This is a genomic window from Paenibacillus cremeus, assembly GCF_007786445.1.
Classification (GTDB): Bacteria; Bacillota; Bacilli; order Paenibacillales; family NBRC-103111; genus Paenibacillus_G; species Paenibacillus_G cremeus.
On the sequence record NZ_VNJI01000022.1, the window covers coordinates 65882 to 83171 of the forward strand.

General features: G+C 57.5%; 18 protein-coding genes. 7 read left to right on the top strand and 11 right to left on the bottom strand.

The annotated features are described in order from the left end of the window. Positions 1-91: 91 nt before the first annotated feature. Both FPZ49_RS18135 and FPZ49_RS18140 read right to left on the bottom strand, forming a co-directional pair. On the bottom strand, positions 92-1666 hold the full coding sequence (locus tag FPZ49_RS18135) for a response regulator transcription factor (protein WP_261381474.1): 1575 nt from the start codon (positions 1664-1666) through the stop codon (positions 92-94). Beyond that, positions 1666-3468, bottom strand: a complete 1803-nt coding sequence (locus FPZ49_RS18140; protein ID WP_144849546.1) for a cache domain-containing sensor histidine kinase — start codon at positions 3466-3468, stop codon at positions 1666-1668. The genes FPZ49_RS18135 and FPZ49_RS18140 overlap by 1 nt, the downstream gene beginning before the upstream one ends. Positions 3469-3686: 218 nt before the next feature. On the opposite strand from FPZ49_RS18140, the gene FPZ49_RS18145 reads away from it, so the two are divergent. Both FPZ49_RS18145 and FPZ49_RS18150 read left to right on the top strand, forming a co-directional pair. Beyond that, positions 3687-4013, top strand: a complete 327-nt coding sequence (locus tag FPZ49_RS18145; protein WP_144849548.1) for a YnfA family protein — start codon at positions 3687-3689, stop codon at positions 4011-4013. A 15-nt stretch (positions 4014-4028) separates the two neighbouring features. Then, on the top strand, positions 4029-4379 hold the full coding sequence (locus tag FPZ49_RS18150) for a toprim domain-containing protein (protein WP_144849550.1): 351 nt from the start codon (positions 4029-4031) through the stop codon (positions 4377-4379). Between the two features lie 2 nt (positions 4380-4381). Here the strand turns inward: FPZ49_RS18150 and FPZ49_RS18155 are convergent, their stop codons facing one another. From FPZ49_RS18155 to FPZ49_RS18195, 9 genes are all read right to left on the bottom strand, one after another. Then, positions 4382-5308: an AEC family transporter gene (locus tag FPZ49_RS18155; protein WP_144849552.1), complete on the bottom strand. Its 927-nt coding sequence runs from the start codon at positions 5306-5308 to the stop codon at positions 4382-4384. Between the two features lie 31 nt (positions 5309-5339). Then, entirely contained in the window at positions 5340-5945 is a 606-nt protein-coding gene (locus FPZ49_RS18160; protein WP_144849554.1) for an SCO family protein, read from the bottom strand. An 88-nt stretch (positions 5946-6033) separates the two neighbouring features. Continuing rightward, positions 6034-6969 (bottom strand): heme o synthase, encoded by a 936-nt coding sequence (gene cyoE / locus FPZ49_RS18165; RefSeq protein ID WP_144849556.1) that lies wholly within the window; start codon positions 6967-6969, stop codon positions 6034-6036. A 220-nt stretch (positions 6970-7189) separates the two neighbouring features. Continuing rightward, complete coding sequence (locus FPZ49_RS18170; protein WP_144849558.1) at positions 7190-8047, bottom strand: urease accessory protein UreD; 858 nt, start codon at positions 8045-8047, stop codon at positions 7190-7192. Next, on the bottom strand, positions 8040-8702 hold the full coding sequence (ureG, locus tag FPZ49_RS18175) for an urease accessory protein UreG (protein WP_144849560.1): 663 nt from the start codon (positions 8700-8702) through the stop codon (positions 8040-8042). The genes FPZ49_RS18170 and ureG overlap by 8 nt, the downstream gene beginning before the upstream one ends. A 40-nt stretch (positions 8703-8742) precedes the next feature. Then, on the bottom strand, positions 8743-9447 hold the full coding sequence (locus FPZ49_RS18180) for an urease accessory protein UreF (protein ID WP_261381475.1): 705 nt from the start codon (positions 9445-9447) through the stop codon (positions 8743-8745). A 21-nt stretch (positions 9448-9468) separates the two neighbouring features. Beyond that, positions 9469-11208: an urease subunit alpha gene (gene ureC, locus FPZ49_RS18185; RefSeq protein WP_144849564.1), complete on the bottom strand. Its 1740-nt coding sequence runs from the start codon at positions 11206-11208 to the stop codon at positions 9469-9471. Further along, positions 11209-11574: an urease subunit beta gene (locus FPZ49_RS36835; RefSeq protein ID WP_144849566.1), complete on the bottom strand. Its 366-nt coding sequence runs from the start codon at positions 11572-11574 to the stop codon at positions 11209-11211. It abuts the gene before it with no gap. Positions 11575-11626: 52 nt separating this feature from the next. Next, positions 11627-11932, bottom strand: coding sequence for an urease subunit gamma (locus tag FPZ49_RS18195; RefSeq protein ID WP_144849568.1), 306 nt, complete (start codon positions 11930-11932; stop codon positions 11627-11629). A 367-nt stretch (positions 11933-12299) separates the two neighbouring features. Between FPZ49_RS18195 and urtA the strand changes: the two genes are divergently transcribed. The 5 genes from urtA (at position 12300) to urtE (ending at position 17215) form a co-directional block, all read left to right on the top strand. Next, positions 12300-13535, top strand: coding sequence for an urea ABC transporter substrate-binding protein (gene urtA / locus FPZ49_RS18200; protein WP_391563834.1), 1236 nt, complete (start codon positions 12300-12302; stop codon positions 13533-13535). A gap of 95 nt (positions 13536-13630) precedes the next feature. Further along, entirely contained in the window at positions 13631-14536 is a 906-nt protein-coding gene (gene urtB / locus FPZ49_RS18205; protein WP_144849572.1) for an urea ABC transporter permease subunit UrtB, read from the top strand. Positions 14537-14565: 29 nt separating this feature from the next. Then, a complete protein-coding gene (gene urtC, locus FPZ49_RS18210; RefSeq protein WP_144849574.1) occupies positions 14566-15690 on the top strand; it encodes an urea ABC transporter permease subunit UrtC in 1125 nt (374 codons plus the stop codon). A gap of 15 nt (positions 15691-15705) precedes the next feature. Next, on the top strand, positions 15706-16494 hold the full coding sequence (urtD, locus tag FPZ49_RS18215) for an urea ABC transporter ATP-binding protein UrtD (RefSeq protein ID WP_144849576.1): 789 nt from the start codon (positions 15706-15708) through the stop codon (positions 16492-16494). Continuing rightward, positions 16487-17215, top strand: coding sequence for an urea ABC transporter ATP-binding subunit UrtE (gene urtE / locus FPZ49_RS18220; protein WP_144849578.1), 729 nt, complete (start codon positions 16487-16489; stop codon positions 17213-17215). The genes urtD and urtE overlap by 8 nt, the downstream gene beginning before the upstream one ends. The last annotated feature ends 75 nt before the right edge of the window (positions 17216-17290 follow it).

The following is a 17290-nucleotide window of genomic DNA, read 5'->3' on the forward strand; positions in this document are numbered from 1 at the left end:
TGGTGACTGATGATCTGATGATAATCCCAATGATACGAGTCGGAAGCCGGTTGTTGAATGCTATTTCTTCGGCACTTCGCTATTAATTTTTTCAGATGGGCTTGCTTCGGTACTCCGACGGCGTCACACCGTACATTTTCTTGAATTTGGAGCTGAAATAGCTGGCGTTGGAAAAGCCGGTCAGCTCCGCGATATCCCACAGGTTGAGTGAGGTATCCTCCAAGAGACGAACGGCCTTTGCCATCCGCACCTCGGTCAAATATTGGATGAACGTTTTGCCGACCTTGGCTTTGAACAGCTCCGAAAAGTACGAAGGATGGTAGTTGAACCGCTCCGCCAGCATCGTTAGGTTCAAATCGTAATTGTAGTTCTCATCGATATATTGCCGCGCCGTCTGAAGGAGCGAGCGATCCGGATCGTCCTCGTCCGAAGGCTGCTGCATTCCTGAAGCCAGCCGCAGCAAATACTCCTTTGCCTTCTCCACCGTATCCAGCGCCCATACGAGGTCGGGCCGCACCCACAGCTGCTCGCCGTCGCTGAGCGTCGTCGACCGCTCCGCAGCTGAGGCCGCTTCCGCCTCCAGCAGCAAATACAGCTGGAAGATCCGCTTCACGAAGCGCACGCGCGATTCCTGGTAAGCCGAGCGCAGCTCCTGCTCGATCGCCTTCGCGAAGGCCTCAAGCTCGCCGCGGGACAGGCAGCGCTGGATCAGCTTGGCGAAATCGGCGGGCAATGCGGCGTCGGCTTCTGCCGGCGCCTTCTCTGCGCCTCCGGCCTCCATGCTCCACGCGAGCAGCGCGGACGAATAGGCTTCCTTCCACTCCTGGAAGCCCGTTACCTGCCGGCCGACGCCGACCGCCGGCTCGAAGCCCAAGTGCTGCTGAACACAATCGCGAAGCTCTCGAACGAACGCTTCCGCCTCTCCCGGCAGGATGACGTGAACCAGCCCGGGATAGCTGGGGTCGCGGAACACTGCAGGCTGCAGCTCGGCGGCATACGACTCCGCGAATTCCCGGATCAGCATCTCGAACGGCGTCCTCAGCCGCTCCGGCGTCCGCCCGTTGTCGCCCTCAGCCTCTGCGCGTTTCACGAGGCCCGCTGTTACAAAACGAACAGCGCTTTGCCCCAGCCCCTCCAGCTCGAACAGCTTAAACCGTTCGCTCAGCGAACCGCTGCCGTTCCTTGGCAGCTCCTCCCTGACCAGATGAACAAGGAAGTGCTCCTTATTTTCCCGGTACAGCTGGGACAGCTTCCACTGCACGGTCGCCTGCTCGTCGCGGCGATTCCTCTCCTGCTTCAGCTCCTGCACCACCTTGCTTAAAGCGTTGTTCAGCTCCTCCTGAGCAACCGGCTTCAGCAAGTAATCCCGGACGTGGCTCTTGATCGCCACCTTCGCATAATGAAAATCCTCGTAGCCGGTAATAACCAGCAGACGCAAGGACGGGTACTGCTCCTGGCAGGCTTCGAGGAATGACACCCCATCCATGACCGGCATATTCATATCCGTCATCACGATGTCGATCGGCTCGCACGCGAGTCGCTCCAACGCCTCCGACCCATGGGAGGCTTCTCCGGCAAGGAGGATGCCCAGCTCCTCCCAATTGATTTTCAGCAGCAATCCATGGCGGATTTCCGGCTCGTCATCTACGATCAATACACGGTACATTATCGATTCCCCTCCTGGATCGGCAAGCTTAATTCGATCGAGGTCCCCTGGCCCTCGGCCGAACGAATGGCGTAGGTAAAGCCTGTCCCGTAATACAGCCGGCAGCGCGCCAGCACATTGCGCAGGCCGATCTGCCGCGAGCCGCTGCTCAGCACCTGATCCAGCTGCAGCGCGGACGATTCGGCCGCCAGCTGGGCGGCGACCTCCTGCGGAATGCCGGGCCCGTTATCCGTGACCGTCAGCAGTACGGCCTCCTTCGTGCAGCGCACGTCAATCGACACCTCGGCGATGGCCTGGTGACGGAAGCTGTACTTGACCGCATTTTCGATCAGCGGCTGTACGATGAACTTCACCACCTCACGGCGTCCCGACGGATCCCCCTCTTCGTTCAAAGCAATCTTCAGCCGGTCGCCAAACCGAATTTGCAGAATGGCGACATAATGCCGCACATATTTGAGCTCCTCCTGCAGCGTCACCAAATCACTGCTGATGTGCAGCGAGAAGCGAAGCATCGCGCCCAGCGCTTCGATCACCTTGACCGTGTCCTGCGTCCGGCGCTGCAGGGCAAGGCTGCTCAGCAGCTCCAGCGTATTGAACAGGAAATGCGGATTGATCTGCATGAGCAGTGCCTTGTACTCTGCCTGCTGGCGCAGCAGCTTCAGCTCAAACTCCGTTTTGATGTGCGTTCGCAGCTGCGCGACCATGTTGCGGAAGCTCAAGGTCACATACTCCACCTCGCCGCTGACGCGTCCCTCTGCAGGAATGCGGCTTTCCGCTTTGACGAAGTCGCCCTGCTGGACAAAGCGCATCGCGGAAGTCAGGCGAGAGAGCGGCTTTGAGATGCCATAGGACAGCCACGTTGCAACGATCACGGCGCAGAGCAGCAGCAGTGCGGAGAAGACGATGATCGTCGTCCGCAGCTTAAACAGCTTCCCGTACAGGTCCACCTCGGGGACGATGCCGACGAGCATCCAGTCGTTTAGCTTCAGCTTTTTGTACACCAATATTTCCGACTGGCCATGTTCATTTTTCAAATAGACGACTCCCTGCGCACTCCGGCCAGCCGACAATAGACTCTGGACCTGTGGGATGGCAGCAGTATGCGTGTCATACTCCGACTGAGGCAGAATGGGTCGCCCGTTAGGGTCGAGCAGGAAGATCGTGCCGGTGTCCCCCAGATGAATCCGATTCAGCGGCTGCAGGAAAAAGTCGGTGCTCACATTCACCTTCATCATGCTGCGGGATTGCATGGGATCGAAGGCTCCGATCGGCAGCAGCAGGCTGACGACCTGGTACGACCTAAACCGCGACGTCTCCACCGGATCCGCATGCGACGACACCCACTGCTGCCCGTGATTCACGAAATTTTGATACCACGGCTCCTGCAAAAAAGATGTTTCTGAAACCACCTGATTGTCAGCGCTTACACGCAGCCCATCTCGGCGGTACAAGGAAATTGAGGATACGCCGGAGTAATTGTTGGTCGCCTGCGTCAGAAATTGGCTCATCGTAAGGCTCGCCAGCATCTTCTCCCCTTGCGGAAGGGCCGGATCGGACAAGGCGATGTCCCAGCTTTTCGTCGTATTGCTGTTGAATACAAGAGAGGATAAATCATACATTTGGGTCAACGCCATGTCGATGAACGAGCCGTACTCGTCCATTTTTTCCAGCGCGGAGGATTCGATATAAGAACGGATGATAGACCGGGATTCGTTGAACAGGAAATAGGACATCGTCCCGAAGGAAAACACCAGCAGCAGCACGAAAAATGCAATTAATCGGTTTCGAAGGGTATAAAACATAGAGGCAGCCTCCCGCCGTCAGCGCTAGGATTGGACCGTGTGGGGCCGGTCGGTTAGGCCTATTATAAGGACAGCGGCACGTTTCGACAATAACTCTTTATTTGCAATCCACAATCTCATGGTATTATGGAACAAAATGAGCCATCCTAAGAAAACATTCCCGTGCGGAAGCGTTGTCTGCAAAAACGTCAGCTTTTTGAAGGTCAGGGGGAATGGATATGCTGCTCGCGTGGTTCATATTTGTGCTGGCCGGGCTGGCCGAAATTGGCGGAGGCTATATGGTATGGCTCTGGCTGCGGGAGTCAAAGCCGCTCTGGTATGGCCTGGTCGGGAGCTTCATCCTCATCGTGTACGGGATCATCCCTACGCTGCAGAGCTTCCCCTCGTTCGGGCGGGTGTATGCGGCCTACGGCGGCGTGTTCGTCGTTTTGGCTGTTCTCTGGGGTTGGTTGATCGATAAGAAAACGCCGGATCTGTACGATTGGATCGGAGCGGCCATCTGTCTCTTAGGCGTGTCCGTCATCCTGTGGGCACCAAGAAGCTAGAATGGAGGAATGTTCATGTCCATCGCTATCATCGTCGAAGGCAAGAACGATAAGAGCCGATTGCGGGGCTTGTTAACCGAGGAGGTCACCATCTTGTGCACCTACGGTTCTTTGAATACAGAGCGGCTGGAGGAGCTGAGAAAAAAAGTCGGCACCCGGGAGATCTACCTGTTCACCGACAACGATTCCTCGGGCAAAAAAATCCGCGGCATCCTGCGCGACGCCTTCCCTGACGCCGAACAAATCTATACGCGCCGCGGCTATGCAGGAGTCGAAGGCACTCCGGAGGAATACTTGATCCAGCAGCTAGAAAAGGCCGGGCTCGAGGAATTTATCGTCTATCCCCCGGTGCACCCGACCTTTTAAAATCACGAGATGAACTTGATTAAATAGATGACCATCGTCACGGTAAAAATACTAAAAATCGTGGAAGAAAACACCGCCTGCGACGAGAACTCCGGCTCATTGTCGTATTCGACCGCGATGAGAACGCTGCTAAGCGACGTTGGGACGGCACAGGACATGACCAGCGCTTGCGCCATCACACCGTGAATGCCCATCAGCATGACGACCCCGAAGCCGACCGCAGGTCCGATCAGAAGCCGCAGCACGTTGGAGAGCATGACATCGGAGAAATTGAACTTCCATTTCATGCTGCCCAGCTGAACCCCGAGCGTCAGGAGCGCCGTTGCAATAAAGCCGTTGGCCACATAGTTGACCGTCGTGTAAATCGACCCCGGCACCGGAATGTGGAAGCCTTTCATCAGAAACGCCAGCGGGATAACATAAATGACCGGCAAGGTTAGAATGGTGCGCAGCGTGGCCTTCAGTTCGCTTTTCTTGTTCGCGTTCACCGAGTAGATGCCATACGTGTTCGGCAGCAGACTCTGCATCATCATGATGATGATCTGAATGGACAGCGTGAACGGATCGCCGACAAACACCAGCTGATTGAGCGGAATCGCATAGTTGGCGCTGTTGTAAAAAATAACGCTGTTGCGCATCGCCGTCACCATCCCGCCTCGATACCCACGCAGCCGGATGACCAGCTCGACGATCAGAAACATCACGATAAAGTAGATGCAAAAAAACAGCAGCGTCTTCCCCAGCACCGCCAACGACAGGCTCGATTCGTACAGCATTTTGAACATGATCGAGGGCGAGAACAAGTAAAAATTCAGCTTCGACAGCGTCTTAATATCGAGCTTGAACACCCGGTACAAAACGATCCCGATGGCGATCATAATGGTAAGCGGGATGACATTATTGAGTAAAATATGTGAGAAATAACTCATGATTGGACTTCAGTCCCCCGGTCGATTCTGTCTACTCTTTGCTGATTTGGATCAAGTCGCTCACAATTTTATCGATATTTACATCTGCATCGTTGCCGTCGTAGTATGTCCGCAGGTTGCCCTTGCCATCGACCAGCAGGATCAAATTGCTGTGCGTGAACGCACCGGTTTGTGGGTCTTTGACGAGCAGGACGCCGAATTTTTTGGCCAGATCAAAGACGGTTGATTCTTCGCCGCGCAGGAAATACCAGCCTTTGTAATCCGCGTGATAGCTATCGGAAAATTTCTTCAGCTGCTCTGGCGTATCATTCTTCGGATCGAAGGAGATCGACATGATCGCTGTTTTGCTTCCGAAGACGCCTTTTTCGATCAGCTTGTTTTGAATTTTCGATATCGTGAAGGTCGTCGCGGGACAAACATCAGGACAAGTAGAATAGAAGAAATATACCAGCTTCGCTTTGCCCGCCGTGTCCGCAAGCGAGACCTGTTTGCCGTCCAAGTTCTCCAGCTTGAAGTCCGGTGCCTTTTGCAGGATGCCGATCTTCTTCTCCGGTCCCTTGACCAGCATATACCCGAGTGTTCCGATGAGCCCAATTAGCAATAAAATAATGACGAATCTGAAGCCTTTGCTTTGCATGGATGCTTCAACCAGCCTTTCGAATTAAAAAATAAATCCCACGTGCCGTGAAGCGCCATGGGACCCAATCAACTGAACTAATTCCTGCCTAGATCGTGTTAACAACCATAATAATGAACAGCAGCGTCAAATAATTAATCGAGAAAATGAACATCTTCTTCGCCCACGCCACTTCGTCCTCCGCCTTAAAGCCCTTCAAGCTGAGAAACGCCCAATACAAGCCCATCGCGGTGGCTGCGAAGAAATAAATCGAGCCTACATAGCCGTAAATGTACAGCAAGAGCGAAACCGGAACGAGCAGCACAATGTAGCGGACCATGCTGATCTTCGTCGTGTACGTGCCCCGCACTACTGGAAGCAGCGGGAAGCCTGCTGCGCGATACTCCTCCATGCGGCGAATGCCGAGCGCCCAGAAATGCGGCGGCTGCCACAGGAACAAGATGCCGAACAAGATGAGCGCGCCGGCGTCGATATCCGGATGCACGGCACAGTAGCCGATCATCGGAGGTATTGCACCCGAAAAGCTGCCCACGAACGTGCTCCAAACCGAGGTACGCTTAAACCAAGCGGTATAAATCCAAACATAGGCGAACAGTCCGATCAAGCCGAGCAGTGCAGCCATCGGATTCGTGCCGAACCATAGGACGGTCAGCCCGATAATGCCCAGAATAATGCCATACACAAGCACCGTATTCGGCGCTACCTTACCTACCACGAGCGCACGCTTCTGCGTCCGGGCCATCTTCGTGTCCATTTCCCGGTCCAAGTAATTGTTTAGCACACAGCCCGATGCCATGACCAGCGCTGTGCCGACAATCGTGTATATCATGAGCAGCCAGTCGATATTCCATTTGGATGCGACCCAGAAGCCGCCGAATGCTGTAATGGAATTGGAAAAAAGAATCCCGGGCTTGGCCAATTGGACGAAATCTCTCCATCCGGCCGACTCGGTCGCGGTCACGGTCGTCTCCGCAGCCGCTGCAGCCGTCTCAGCACCTAGCTCAAGGCTTAGTTGATCTTTCATTTGTGTTACCCCCTTCTGTGTCCGTAGGCACACATGCTAACCCTTAACACATCCCCTTAATAATAGCAACCTGCACCTCGTTTGACAACCAACTGAGCCTGGTGTTCAAAATATTGTCGATATGTTGTTATTCCCATTATTAAGCAAAAAAATAACGCATCCCCGACTCGGCGATTCCTGCCCAAAGGACTGGAACGAACGGTCAGTGATGCGTATGCGCTTACTTAGGGACAAGCAGCGATGGCTTATGGAAGGCGTCCTTTCGGATGTGCTCCCACGCTGCGGTCAGCAGATTGGCGATCTCGTACACCCGGGATCCCAGCACCGAAACCGCTAGCCCATGCTTGTAGGTGAGGCTTACGCCGCAATACAGACCTGGCTTGGCTTGGGATAAGGTGTCCAGCTTCTCCCGCAGCCCTTCCACGAGCTGGGGGCCAGCCTGATTGGAAAACAAGTACAGCGTTCCGAGATGGGTGGAGTTATCCCATCGGCTGAGGGCTTGCGGCGATTGCGTGGCCGTTGGCTCGATACGCTGCCGCGCGCTGAAGATCAGCTCCTCCGCGTACCAGACGGTCATCCGGCTCACGAATCGCTCATACTGAAACAGCTCTCCGCGATGCGTCCGCCCCGGACAGACGATTTCGCTCCAGATCAGCGCCGCGCCCGGCTCCATCCGCACCTCGGCCTCGCTCAGGAAATGCGCGTCCTTATACAGCATCAGCGGCTCAGGCATATATTCGACGTACGCGCCTGCTGCGAGGCTTAGCTGCTGCCGCTGACTGCTGGGGCTGGCTGGGTCGGTGTCATTTTTGCGGGCGGGGTGGACCTTGGTGTACGACTGGTTCGTGATGTACACGTTCGTGCCCTCGCCGAAACGCCAGCTCAGCTCGTACCGGTCACCCGCCATCACTCCGGGGGACGCATCCATCACGTAGACGCCGAGCTGGTTGTGGTCGAAGGGGAACGTTTTGGCGATTTTTAGCGGATAGGCTTGCGCGTGGTGCTGCAGCTGTGTCCGCGTAGACGGAGTTTCCGCTGTGAAAGTGGCCGAGATCGCTCCCGTCACCCGCTCAGGCATGGCTGTATTCGTGCTCTACCCAGTCGACAATATCGCTCAGGCCCTGCCCGCTAAACAGGTTGGAGAAAATGAACGGCTTTTCGCCGCGCATTTTTTTCGTGTCCTCTTCCATTACCTGCAGGCTGGCACCGACGTGGGGCGCCAGGTCGATTTTGTTGATGATCAGCATGTCGGAGCGCATGATGCCGGGGCCGCCTTTGCGCGGGATCTTCTCCCCTTGGGCCACGTCGATAATATAGATGAAGCGATCCACCAGCTCGGGGCTGAATGCCGCCGCCAGGTTGTCGCCGCCGCTCTCGATGAAGATCATGTCCAGCTTGTCGAACCGCCGCTCCAGCTCCTCGATCGCCTCGAAGTTCATCGATGCGTCCTCGCGGATCGCCGTATGCGGGCAGCCGCCTGTCTCCACTCCAATGATGCGCTCGGCAGGCAGCGCCTCGGAACGGATCAGGATGTTGGCGTCTTCCTTCGTATAAATGTCGTTGGTGATGACGGCGATGCTGTATTTATGGTTCAGCTTGCGGGCCAGCCGTTCGACGAGCGCGGTTTTGCCCGAGCCGACCGGCCCTCCGATCCCGATCCGCAGCGGACGATTCAAACGTCCCTGCTCCGGTTTCTCCCACTCATGATGATGATGCGCGCCTCCTTGACACATATGCGCCAGCCTCCTTATTTAAGTTGAATGATCGTTAGGGTTAGGACATGAACAATCGGGAATACAGCCCCTCGTGCCGCATCATCGCGATTTCCGCCTGCGGCGTGCTGCCGTACCCGTCTTCCAGCGGGTCCAGGTGCGCAGCCGCCTGCCAGGCTGCAGAGATGGCGGGCAGCAGCGCCGCGAGCAGCCGCTGGCCGTCGGTTTGGCCGAGGGACATGAGCCGCAGCCCGCTGTTGATACACGTCATGGTGCACGTGTATAGATAGCCTTCGGCCGCTGTCGTGAGCGGCGTGCCGAGCTGCCGGCTGATCCAGCCGTGGATCAGCGGGTGGGTGCCGATGCAGCGCTGCGACTGCATCGCCCCGGCCAGGGGCTCCCACGCGAGCTCGGGGTAGATCGCCCGCGCGAGCTGGTACAGGCGGCGCCCCATCTTGGCGACGCCCTCCCGCGTCTCCGCGGCCGCGCGCTGCACATGCTGCAGCCGGTCGACGTGCCACAGCTCAGGCCAGCGCTCCTCCGGCGCCAGCAGGTACACGGCCTTGACAGCCAGCGCGTCGACGGGGCCCCAGCTGTGGAACAGCATGGCCTCGATGTAGTGCTTCAGCTGCTCTGGCCGCTCGATCCGGCCGTCCTGCACGAGCGTCTCCAGCCCGAACGAGTGCGAAAAGCCGCCGATCGGCAGCGCCGAATCGAGCAGCTGCGTATAGGCGAGCCATGAGAAGTTGGCAGGAGAGATTGACACGGTTGTACACCCCTCCATTAGTTAGAAAAGAAAATAGCGCTGAGCCATCGGCAGCACGCTGACAGGCTCACAGGTGATAGCAGCGCCGTCCACCTTGACCTCGTACGTTTCCGGGTTGACCTCCAGCTTCGGCGTCTCGCCGTTATGAATCATGTCTTTCTTGGTGACTCTGCGGCAGTTTTTCACCGGCTCGACGCGCTTCTGCAGGCCGAGCTCGCGGTGAACACCGGCATCATAGGCTGCCTGCGACACGAAGGTGATGCAGTGGTTCAGCGCACGGCCGAAGGCGCCGAACATCGGGCGGCCGAACACCGGCTGCGGCGTCGGGATCGAGGCGTTCGGATCGCCCATCTGGGCGAAGGCGATGAGGCCGCCTTTGAGCACCAGATCCGGCTTGACGCCGAAGAACGCCGGGGACCAGACGACCAGATCAGCGAGCTTGCCGACCTCCACCGAGCCGACTAAATGTCCAATGCCGTGCGTGATCGCCGGATTGATCGTATATTTGGCGATGTAGCGTTTGATGCGGAAGTTATCGGTGGCGTCGGCGCTTTGCGCGACGGCAGCGGCAGCCTCCGGTGCCGGCAGATGGCCGCGCTGCTGCTTCATCTTGTCCGCCGTCTGCCACGTGCGGATGATCACCTCGCCGACACGTCCCATCGCCTGCGAATCGGAGCTGATCATGCTGAACACGCCCAGGTCGTGCAGGATGTCCTCCGCCGCAATCGTCTCGGGACGAATCCGCGAATCCGCGAAGGCTACGTCCTCCGGGATGCGGCTGTCCAAATGATGACATACCATCAGCATATCGAGATGCTCCTCCACCGTATTGATCGTATACGGGCGGGTTGGGTTCGTGGAGGAAGGCAGCACGTTCAGCTCGGAGGCGATCCGGATAATATCCGGTGCATGCCCGCCCCCGGCGCCTTCCGTGTGGTACGTGTGGATCGTGCGGCCGCCGATCGCTTTGATGGTATCTTCCACGAACCCGGACTCGTTCAGCGTGTCCGTGTGAATGGCCACCTGCACGTCGTAACGGTCCGCTACCCCGAGGCACGCGTCAATCGCGGCCGGGGTGGTGCCCCAGTCCTCGTGCAGCTTGAGCCCGATCGCGCCCGCCTCGACCTGCTCGGCGAGCGGCTCGGGAAAGGCGGCGTTGCCCTTGCCGGTGAACCCGAGGTTCATCGGGAACGCCTCCGCCGCCTCCAGCATCCGGTGCATGTGCCATGCACCGGGAGTGCACGTCGTGGCGCTTGTGCCCGCCGCAGGTCCCGTACCGCCGCCGATCATCGTCGTCACGCCGGAGGCGAGCGCCGTCTCGATCTGCTGCGGGCATATATAATGGATATGCGTGTCGATGCCGCCGGCGGTGATGATTTTGCCCTCGCCTGCGATTACCTCCGTCGAAGCGCCCACGATCATGTTCGGGTGCACGCCGTCCATAATGTCCGGGTTGCCAGCCTTGCCGATCCCGACGATCAGTCCGTCCTTCAGGCCGATATCCGCCTTCACGATGCCCCAGTGGTCAATGATGAGCGCGTTCGTGATGAGTGTATCAAGCACGCCTTGGTCGCGGGTATGCCGGCTGGACTGCCCCATGCCGTCGCGAATGACCTTCCCGCCGCCGAACTTGCACTCATCCCCGTACACCGTGTAGTCGTGCTCAACCTCCGCCCACAGCTCGGTATCCGCCAACCGCACGGCATCGCCTACGGTCGGCCCGAACATGAGAGCGTAGGATTTGCGATCCATCTGCGTCATCTACACCCCCTCCTCCCATTCGGTCAGCCGGATGCGAACGCGCTCCGGGAGCGCTCCGCGAATCGCCTTGCCTGCGGACAAGCCGTTCAAGCCGTAGGACAACCGCTCTCCCCCCAACTCGACCAGCCGCACCGGCTTTTCCTCCCCAGGCTCGAATCGAACGGCCGTACCGGCTGGAATATCCAAGCGCATGCCGAAAGCCGCTTCGCGGTCAAACGTGAGCGCGCGGTTCACCTCAAAGAAATGGTAATGCGAACCGACCTGCACCGGGCGGTCTCCGGTATTAATGATGACAAGCTCCGTCGTCGCTTTCCCTTGGTTCAGCTCCACTGTCCCTGCTTTTACCCGATATTCGCCTGGAATCATGGTGATTCGCCCCCTCTCACTTTTTTATGTGATGTAAGTTAACATTAAACTATCACCGACGAATCGGTTGATGCACGGTCACCAGCTTGGTGCCATCCGGAAACGTGGCCTCCACCTGCACCTCATGGATCATTTCCGGCACGCCTTCCATTACCTGCTCCGCCTTCAGCACGGTCGTACCGAACTGCATCAGCTGGGACACGGTCATGCCATCGCGGGCTCCCTCCATAATTTCCGAGGTGATCAGTGCGACGCACTCAGGGTAATTCAGCTTCACTCCGCGCTGCAGCCGCCTGCGGGCCAAATCCGCCGCAACCGTAATGAGCAGCTTCTCTTTTTCCCTCTCTGTCAGGTTCATGAGTCCCTCCTAAGGGCTTTCCATAAGAAAGCCAGCATCATAAGTAAGCCTGAGCTAAACACGAATATTTCGCCTGCTATAGGTTTATTATATTCGTCATTCCAGTACCTGTAAATAACTTATGTAATATTTCATGACATTAATTATCAATGAGAGTTTAGGTTTTAGGCGGAAATCTTAATAATATGACACATTAAATAACATAATTCCAGGTGAAAACACGAAAATATTTATTTTCACAAACTTATGTTATCTATATTGACATATATATTACATTTGACTATCATAAGGCGTGTAACCATACTACATACCAAATTTTAGGGGAGTGGATCGAATGTTGCGAAAAAGAAATAAGTTCACTGCTTTGATGGCTGTCTCCTTGACGCTGTCAGCCCTGCTGGCCGGATGCGCCAGCGACACGAAGCCGGCCGCAGCACCAGAGAAAAAGACCGATACGGCTGCGCCAGCTGCAAGCTCTAGTGGAGACAACACTGTCCCCGTAGGGATCGTTCATTCCTTAACCGGAACGATGTCGATCAGCGAGGTATCCGTGAAGGACGCGGAAATGATGGCGATCGAGGAAATCAACAAAGCGGGCGGCGTGCTGGGCAAGCAGCTGAAGCCGATCGTCGAAGACGGCGCCTCCGACTGGCCGACCTTCGCGGAGAAGACGAAGAAGCTGATCCAAAAAGACAAAGCCGTCGTCACCTTCGGCGGATGGACCTCCGCGAGCCGTAAAGCCGTACTCCCTGTTGTCGAGCAGAACAAAGGACTTTTCTTCTATCCCGTACAATATGAAGGCCTGGAAGCCTCACCGAACATTTTCTACATGGGCGCCACCACAAACCAGCAAATCGTCCCCGCCGTTTCCTGGCTGCTTCAGAACAAAGGCAAGAAATTTTTCCTCCTCGGCTCCGACTACGTTTTTCCTAGAACCGCCAACAAGATTATTAAAGAGCAGCTGAAAGCGGAAGGCGGCACGCTGATTGCCGAAGAATACACCCCGCTCGGACACACCGACTACAACACCATCATCAGCAAAATTAAAAAGGAAAAGCCGGACGTCGTCTTCAATACACTCAACGGTGACAGTAACGTAGCCTTTTTCAAGCAGCTGAAGGATGCGGGCATTACGGCCAAGGATTTGACCACATTATCCGTTAGTATCGCGGAAGAAGAAATTCGCGGCATCGGCGCTTCGATTCTTGAGGGCCACTATGCGGCTTGGAACTACTACCAAACCACCGACACGCCTGAGAACAAAAAATTCGTCGAAGCCTACAAAGCGAAATACGGGAAAGACCGCGTCACCGACGACCCGATCGAAGCTGCCTATACCGGTGTGTACCTGTGGGCGGAGGCTGTGAAAAAGGCCGGCTCCTTCGATGTGGATAAAGTGAAAGAAGCCGCCAAAGGGCTGGAATGGAGCTCCCCGGAAGGCAAGGTCAAAATCGACGGTGAGAATCAGCATATCTACAAAACGGTGCGCATCGGTCAAGTGCAGGCCGACGGGATGTTCAAAGAGGTATGGAACTCCGGGCAGCCGGTGAAGCCGGACCCGTTCCTGAAAACCTACCCTTGGGGCGCCGCCGTAACCAAGTAAAAATCGAGAGAGAACCGGCGTGACTGGGGCTGCCTTAGGGCAGTCCCTATGCGTTCCGGCACCGCTCTACTCGCGAAGGAGGAGGCTTCCCTGCTATGAGCTTACTGCTGCTTCAGCTGTTCAACGGCATTTCCCTCAGCTCCATCCTGCTCTTGATCGCGCTCGGGCTCGCCATTACGTTCGGCCTCATGAACGTCATCAATATGGCGCACGGCGAGTTCATCATGATCGGCGCCTACATGGCCTATACGATCCAGCAGCTGTTTCAAAAAATGCTACCGTCCTCCGTGTTCGGCTTTTACTTTGTGCTATCCCTGTTCGTCGCCTTTGGCGCCGCCTTCGTCATCGGCTGGCTGCTGGAGGTGCTGCTCATCCGCTACCTGTACGGGCGGCCGCTCGACAGCCTGCTCGCCACCTGGGGCGTCAGCCTGGTGCTGCAGCAGCTGGCACGGAGCATTTTTGGCGCACCGAACGTGGCAGTGAAAGCCCCGGCCTGGCTCGAAGGCGCGATCACCGTCGGCGGCGACCTGACGCTGCCCTATAAGCGGCTGTTCATCATCGCGCTGGTCGTCGTCTGCATCCTGATCATCTACTTGTATCTGTATCACACCCGCGGGGGCCGCAGCATGCAGGCGGTTATGCAAAACCGCAGCATGGCATCCTGCCTCGGCATCTCGACGCGGCGCGTCGATGCGCAGGCATTCGCCTTCGGCTCCGGCATGGCCGGCATCGCCGGCTGCGCGCTGACCTTGCTCGGTCCGATCGGGCCGTCGATCGGGACGTATTACATCGTCGACGCGTTCATGGTCGTCGTGCTCGGCGGCATCGGCAAGCTGGTCGGTACCGTCGTTGGCGCGCTCGGCATCGGCGTGCTGAACACGGCGTTCGAGTACACAACCAGCGCCACGCTGGGCAAGGTCATCGTGTTCACGCTGATGATCGCGTTCCTGCAGTGGAAGCCGTCCGGGCTTGTGACGATGAAGTCGCGGGCTCTAGACTAACATTTGGTTTGTTAAAGGAGTGCTGAACCATGATCTCTGCCCTCAGCAACAATAAAATCAAAATCGCACTCAGCCTCATCCTCCTGCTCATCCTGCTGCTGGCGCCGACGCTCCTCTCCGAGTTCCGGCTGTCGCTGCTCGGCAAATTCCTTGCCTACGCCGTGCTGGCCATGGGCCTCGACCTCATCTGGGGCTACACCGGCATCCTCAGCCTGGGGCATGGTGTCTACTTCGGGCTCGGCGCCTACTGCATGGCGATGCACCTGAAGCTCGCCGCCTCCGGCAGCCAGCTGCCCGACTTCATGTCGTGGAGCGGCGTCGAGCAGCTGCCGGCGTTCTGGCTGCCGTTCCACTCGGCCGGCTTCACCCTGCTGCTCGCGCTGCTCGTGCCGATGCTTGTCGCTTTCGCGCTTGGCTACTTGACGTTTCGCAACCGGATTCGCGGCTCTTTTTTCTCCATTTTGTCGCAGGCGCTCGTCATCATTACGGTCACGCTATTCGTCGGGCAGCAGGGGTACACCGGAGGGACGAACGGGCTGACGAACTTCGATACGTTCCTCGGATGGAAGCTGGGCGAGGCATCCACCAAGCTGACGTTCTACTACATCACGGTCGCCGTTGTGGCGATCGCCCTGGTGCTGTGCCTGTGGCTGGCCTCTAGTCGGCTGGGCAAAATTCTGGTCGCCATCCGCGACGCCGAGAACCGGGTCCGCTTCATCGGCTTCGATCCGGTGGCCTACAAGGTCTTCATCTACTGCGTGTCCGCAGGACTGGCGGGCGTAGCAGGCGTCCTGTTTGTCCTCCAGGAAGGCATCATCTCCCCCGCTCAAATGGGCATCGTCCCCTCCATCGAGATGGTGCTGTGGGTCGCCCTCGGCGGGCGTGCCACGGTCGTCGGAGCGATCATCGGCGCTGTGCTGACCAATGCGGCCAAAACCACCTTCAGCGAGGCGTACCCGGAGTGGTGGCCGATTTTGATGGGGGCGATGTTTATCGTCGTGACGCTCTTTTTACCTCGAGGCATTGTAGGAACGCTTAAAGACCGGCTGGAGCATTGGACCCGCAGAAGTGAGGTTCAAGCCGCTGCCGCTTTAAAAACAGCTGTATCGCCGCCGCTCGGCTTTACGGACCTGGAGCTTGAAAAACCACAGTAAGGAGGCGGATATCGTATGCATTATCATGAAACTTCACCTAGAAAAACGATTTCGGAGCCCATCGTCTTGGTCGAGCAGCTAGAGGTGGACTTCGACGGGTTCAAGGCCATCCGGGGACTGGACTTTTCGCTGGAGGCGGGGGAGCTCCGCTTCTTGATCGGCCCGAACGGCGCCGGCAAAACCACCTTGCTCGACGTGCTCTGCGGCAAGGTGAAGCCTTCCGGGGGACGCGTGCTGTTCCGGCAAACGGACCTCACCCGTCACCAAGAGCACCAGATCGCCCAGCTGGGTATCGGCCGCAAGTTTCAGGCCCCTTCGATTTTCATGACACTCACGGTGCAGGAAAATCTGCTGCTGTCCATGCGTCAAAAGCGCGGTTTGCTCAGCACGCTCGTTGCCAAGACGACCCCAGAGCAGCGCAGCCGCTTGCACTACTATTTGGAGATGATCGCATTGACGGACAAGGCGAAGGAAAAGGCCGGCGCCCTCTCCCACGGCGAAAAGCAGTGGCTCGAGATCGGCATGCTGCTCATTCAAGAGCCCGAGCTGCTGCTCCTCGATGAGCCGGCGGCCGGAATGACCGACAGCGAAACGGAAAAAACGGGCGAACTGCTGCACCGGATCAGCGATCAAAAAACGGTGGTCGTGGTGGAGCACGATATGGAATTCGTCCGCCAATTCGCCAAAACGGTGACTGTCATGCACGAAGGTACGGTGCTGCGGGAAGGAACGATGCAGGACATCCAGAACGACGACAAGGTCGCAGAGGTGTACCTAGGAAGGCGAGGGGAACGGCATGAGTAGCACAGGCACAGACGGCGCAGGCTTGGAGCTGAAGGAGCTGGAGGCTGGGTATGGAGAAAGTATGATTTTGCGGGATATTTCGCTTCGCGTGAAGCCTGGTCAGGTCGTCTGCCTGATGGGCCGCAACGGCGTCGGCAAGACGACGCTGATGAAAACCGTCATGGGCCTCATCAAGCCCCGGCGCGGCTCGGTCCATTATGCCGGACGCGAGCTGACGGCGTCCCCCCCGGATCGCCGGGCGAAGGCCGGGATCGGCTACGTGCCGCAGGGGCGGGATATTTTCCCGCAGCTGACGGTGGAGGAAAATTTGCTGCTCGGCCTCGAATCGACCGACAGCCGGCGGCGCAAGGCGGGAATCCCCGAGTCGGTCTACGAGCAGTTTCCTGTGCTGAAGCAAATGCTGCAGCGCAAAGGCGGCGACCTCAGCGGCGGTCAGCAGCAGCAGCTGGCCATCGCCCGCGCATTGGTGTCCGAGCCGAAGCTGCTCTTGCTCGATGAGCCGATGGAGGGTATCCAGCCGTCCATCGTGATGGAGATCGAGCGCGTCATCGAAAGGATTAAGGCGAGCCGATCGATGGCCGTGCTGCTCGTCGAGCAGAGCCTGACGTTCGCCACGAGCATCGCGAACTATTACTACGTGCTGGACAAAGGCACGATCGTGGCCGAGGGCAGCTCCTCCGCGCTCAGCGAGGAGCAGGTCCGTAAGCATTTGGCGGTGTAGGGACGGCCGATGACAAAGCGGAGATCTAGAGGTATTGGAGAGGCACGCGCCTTAACTAAAAAAATGATCCCCTCT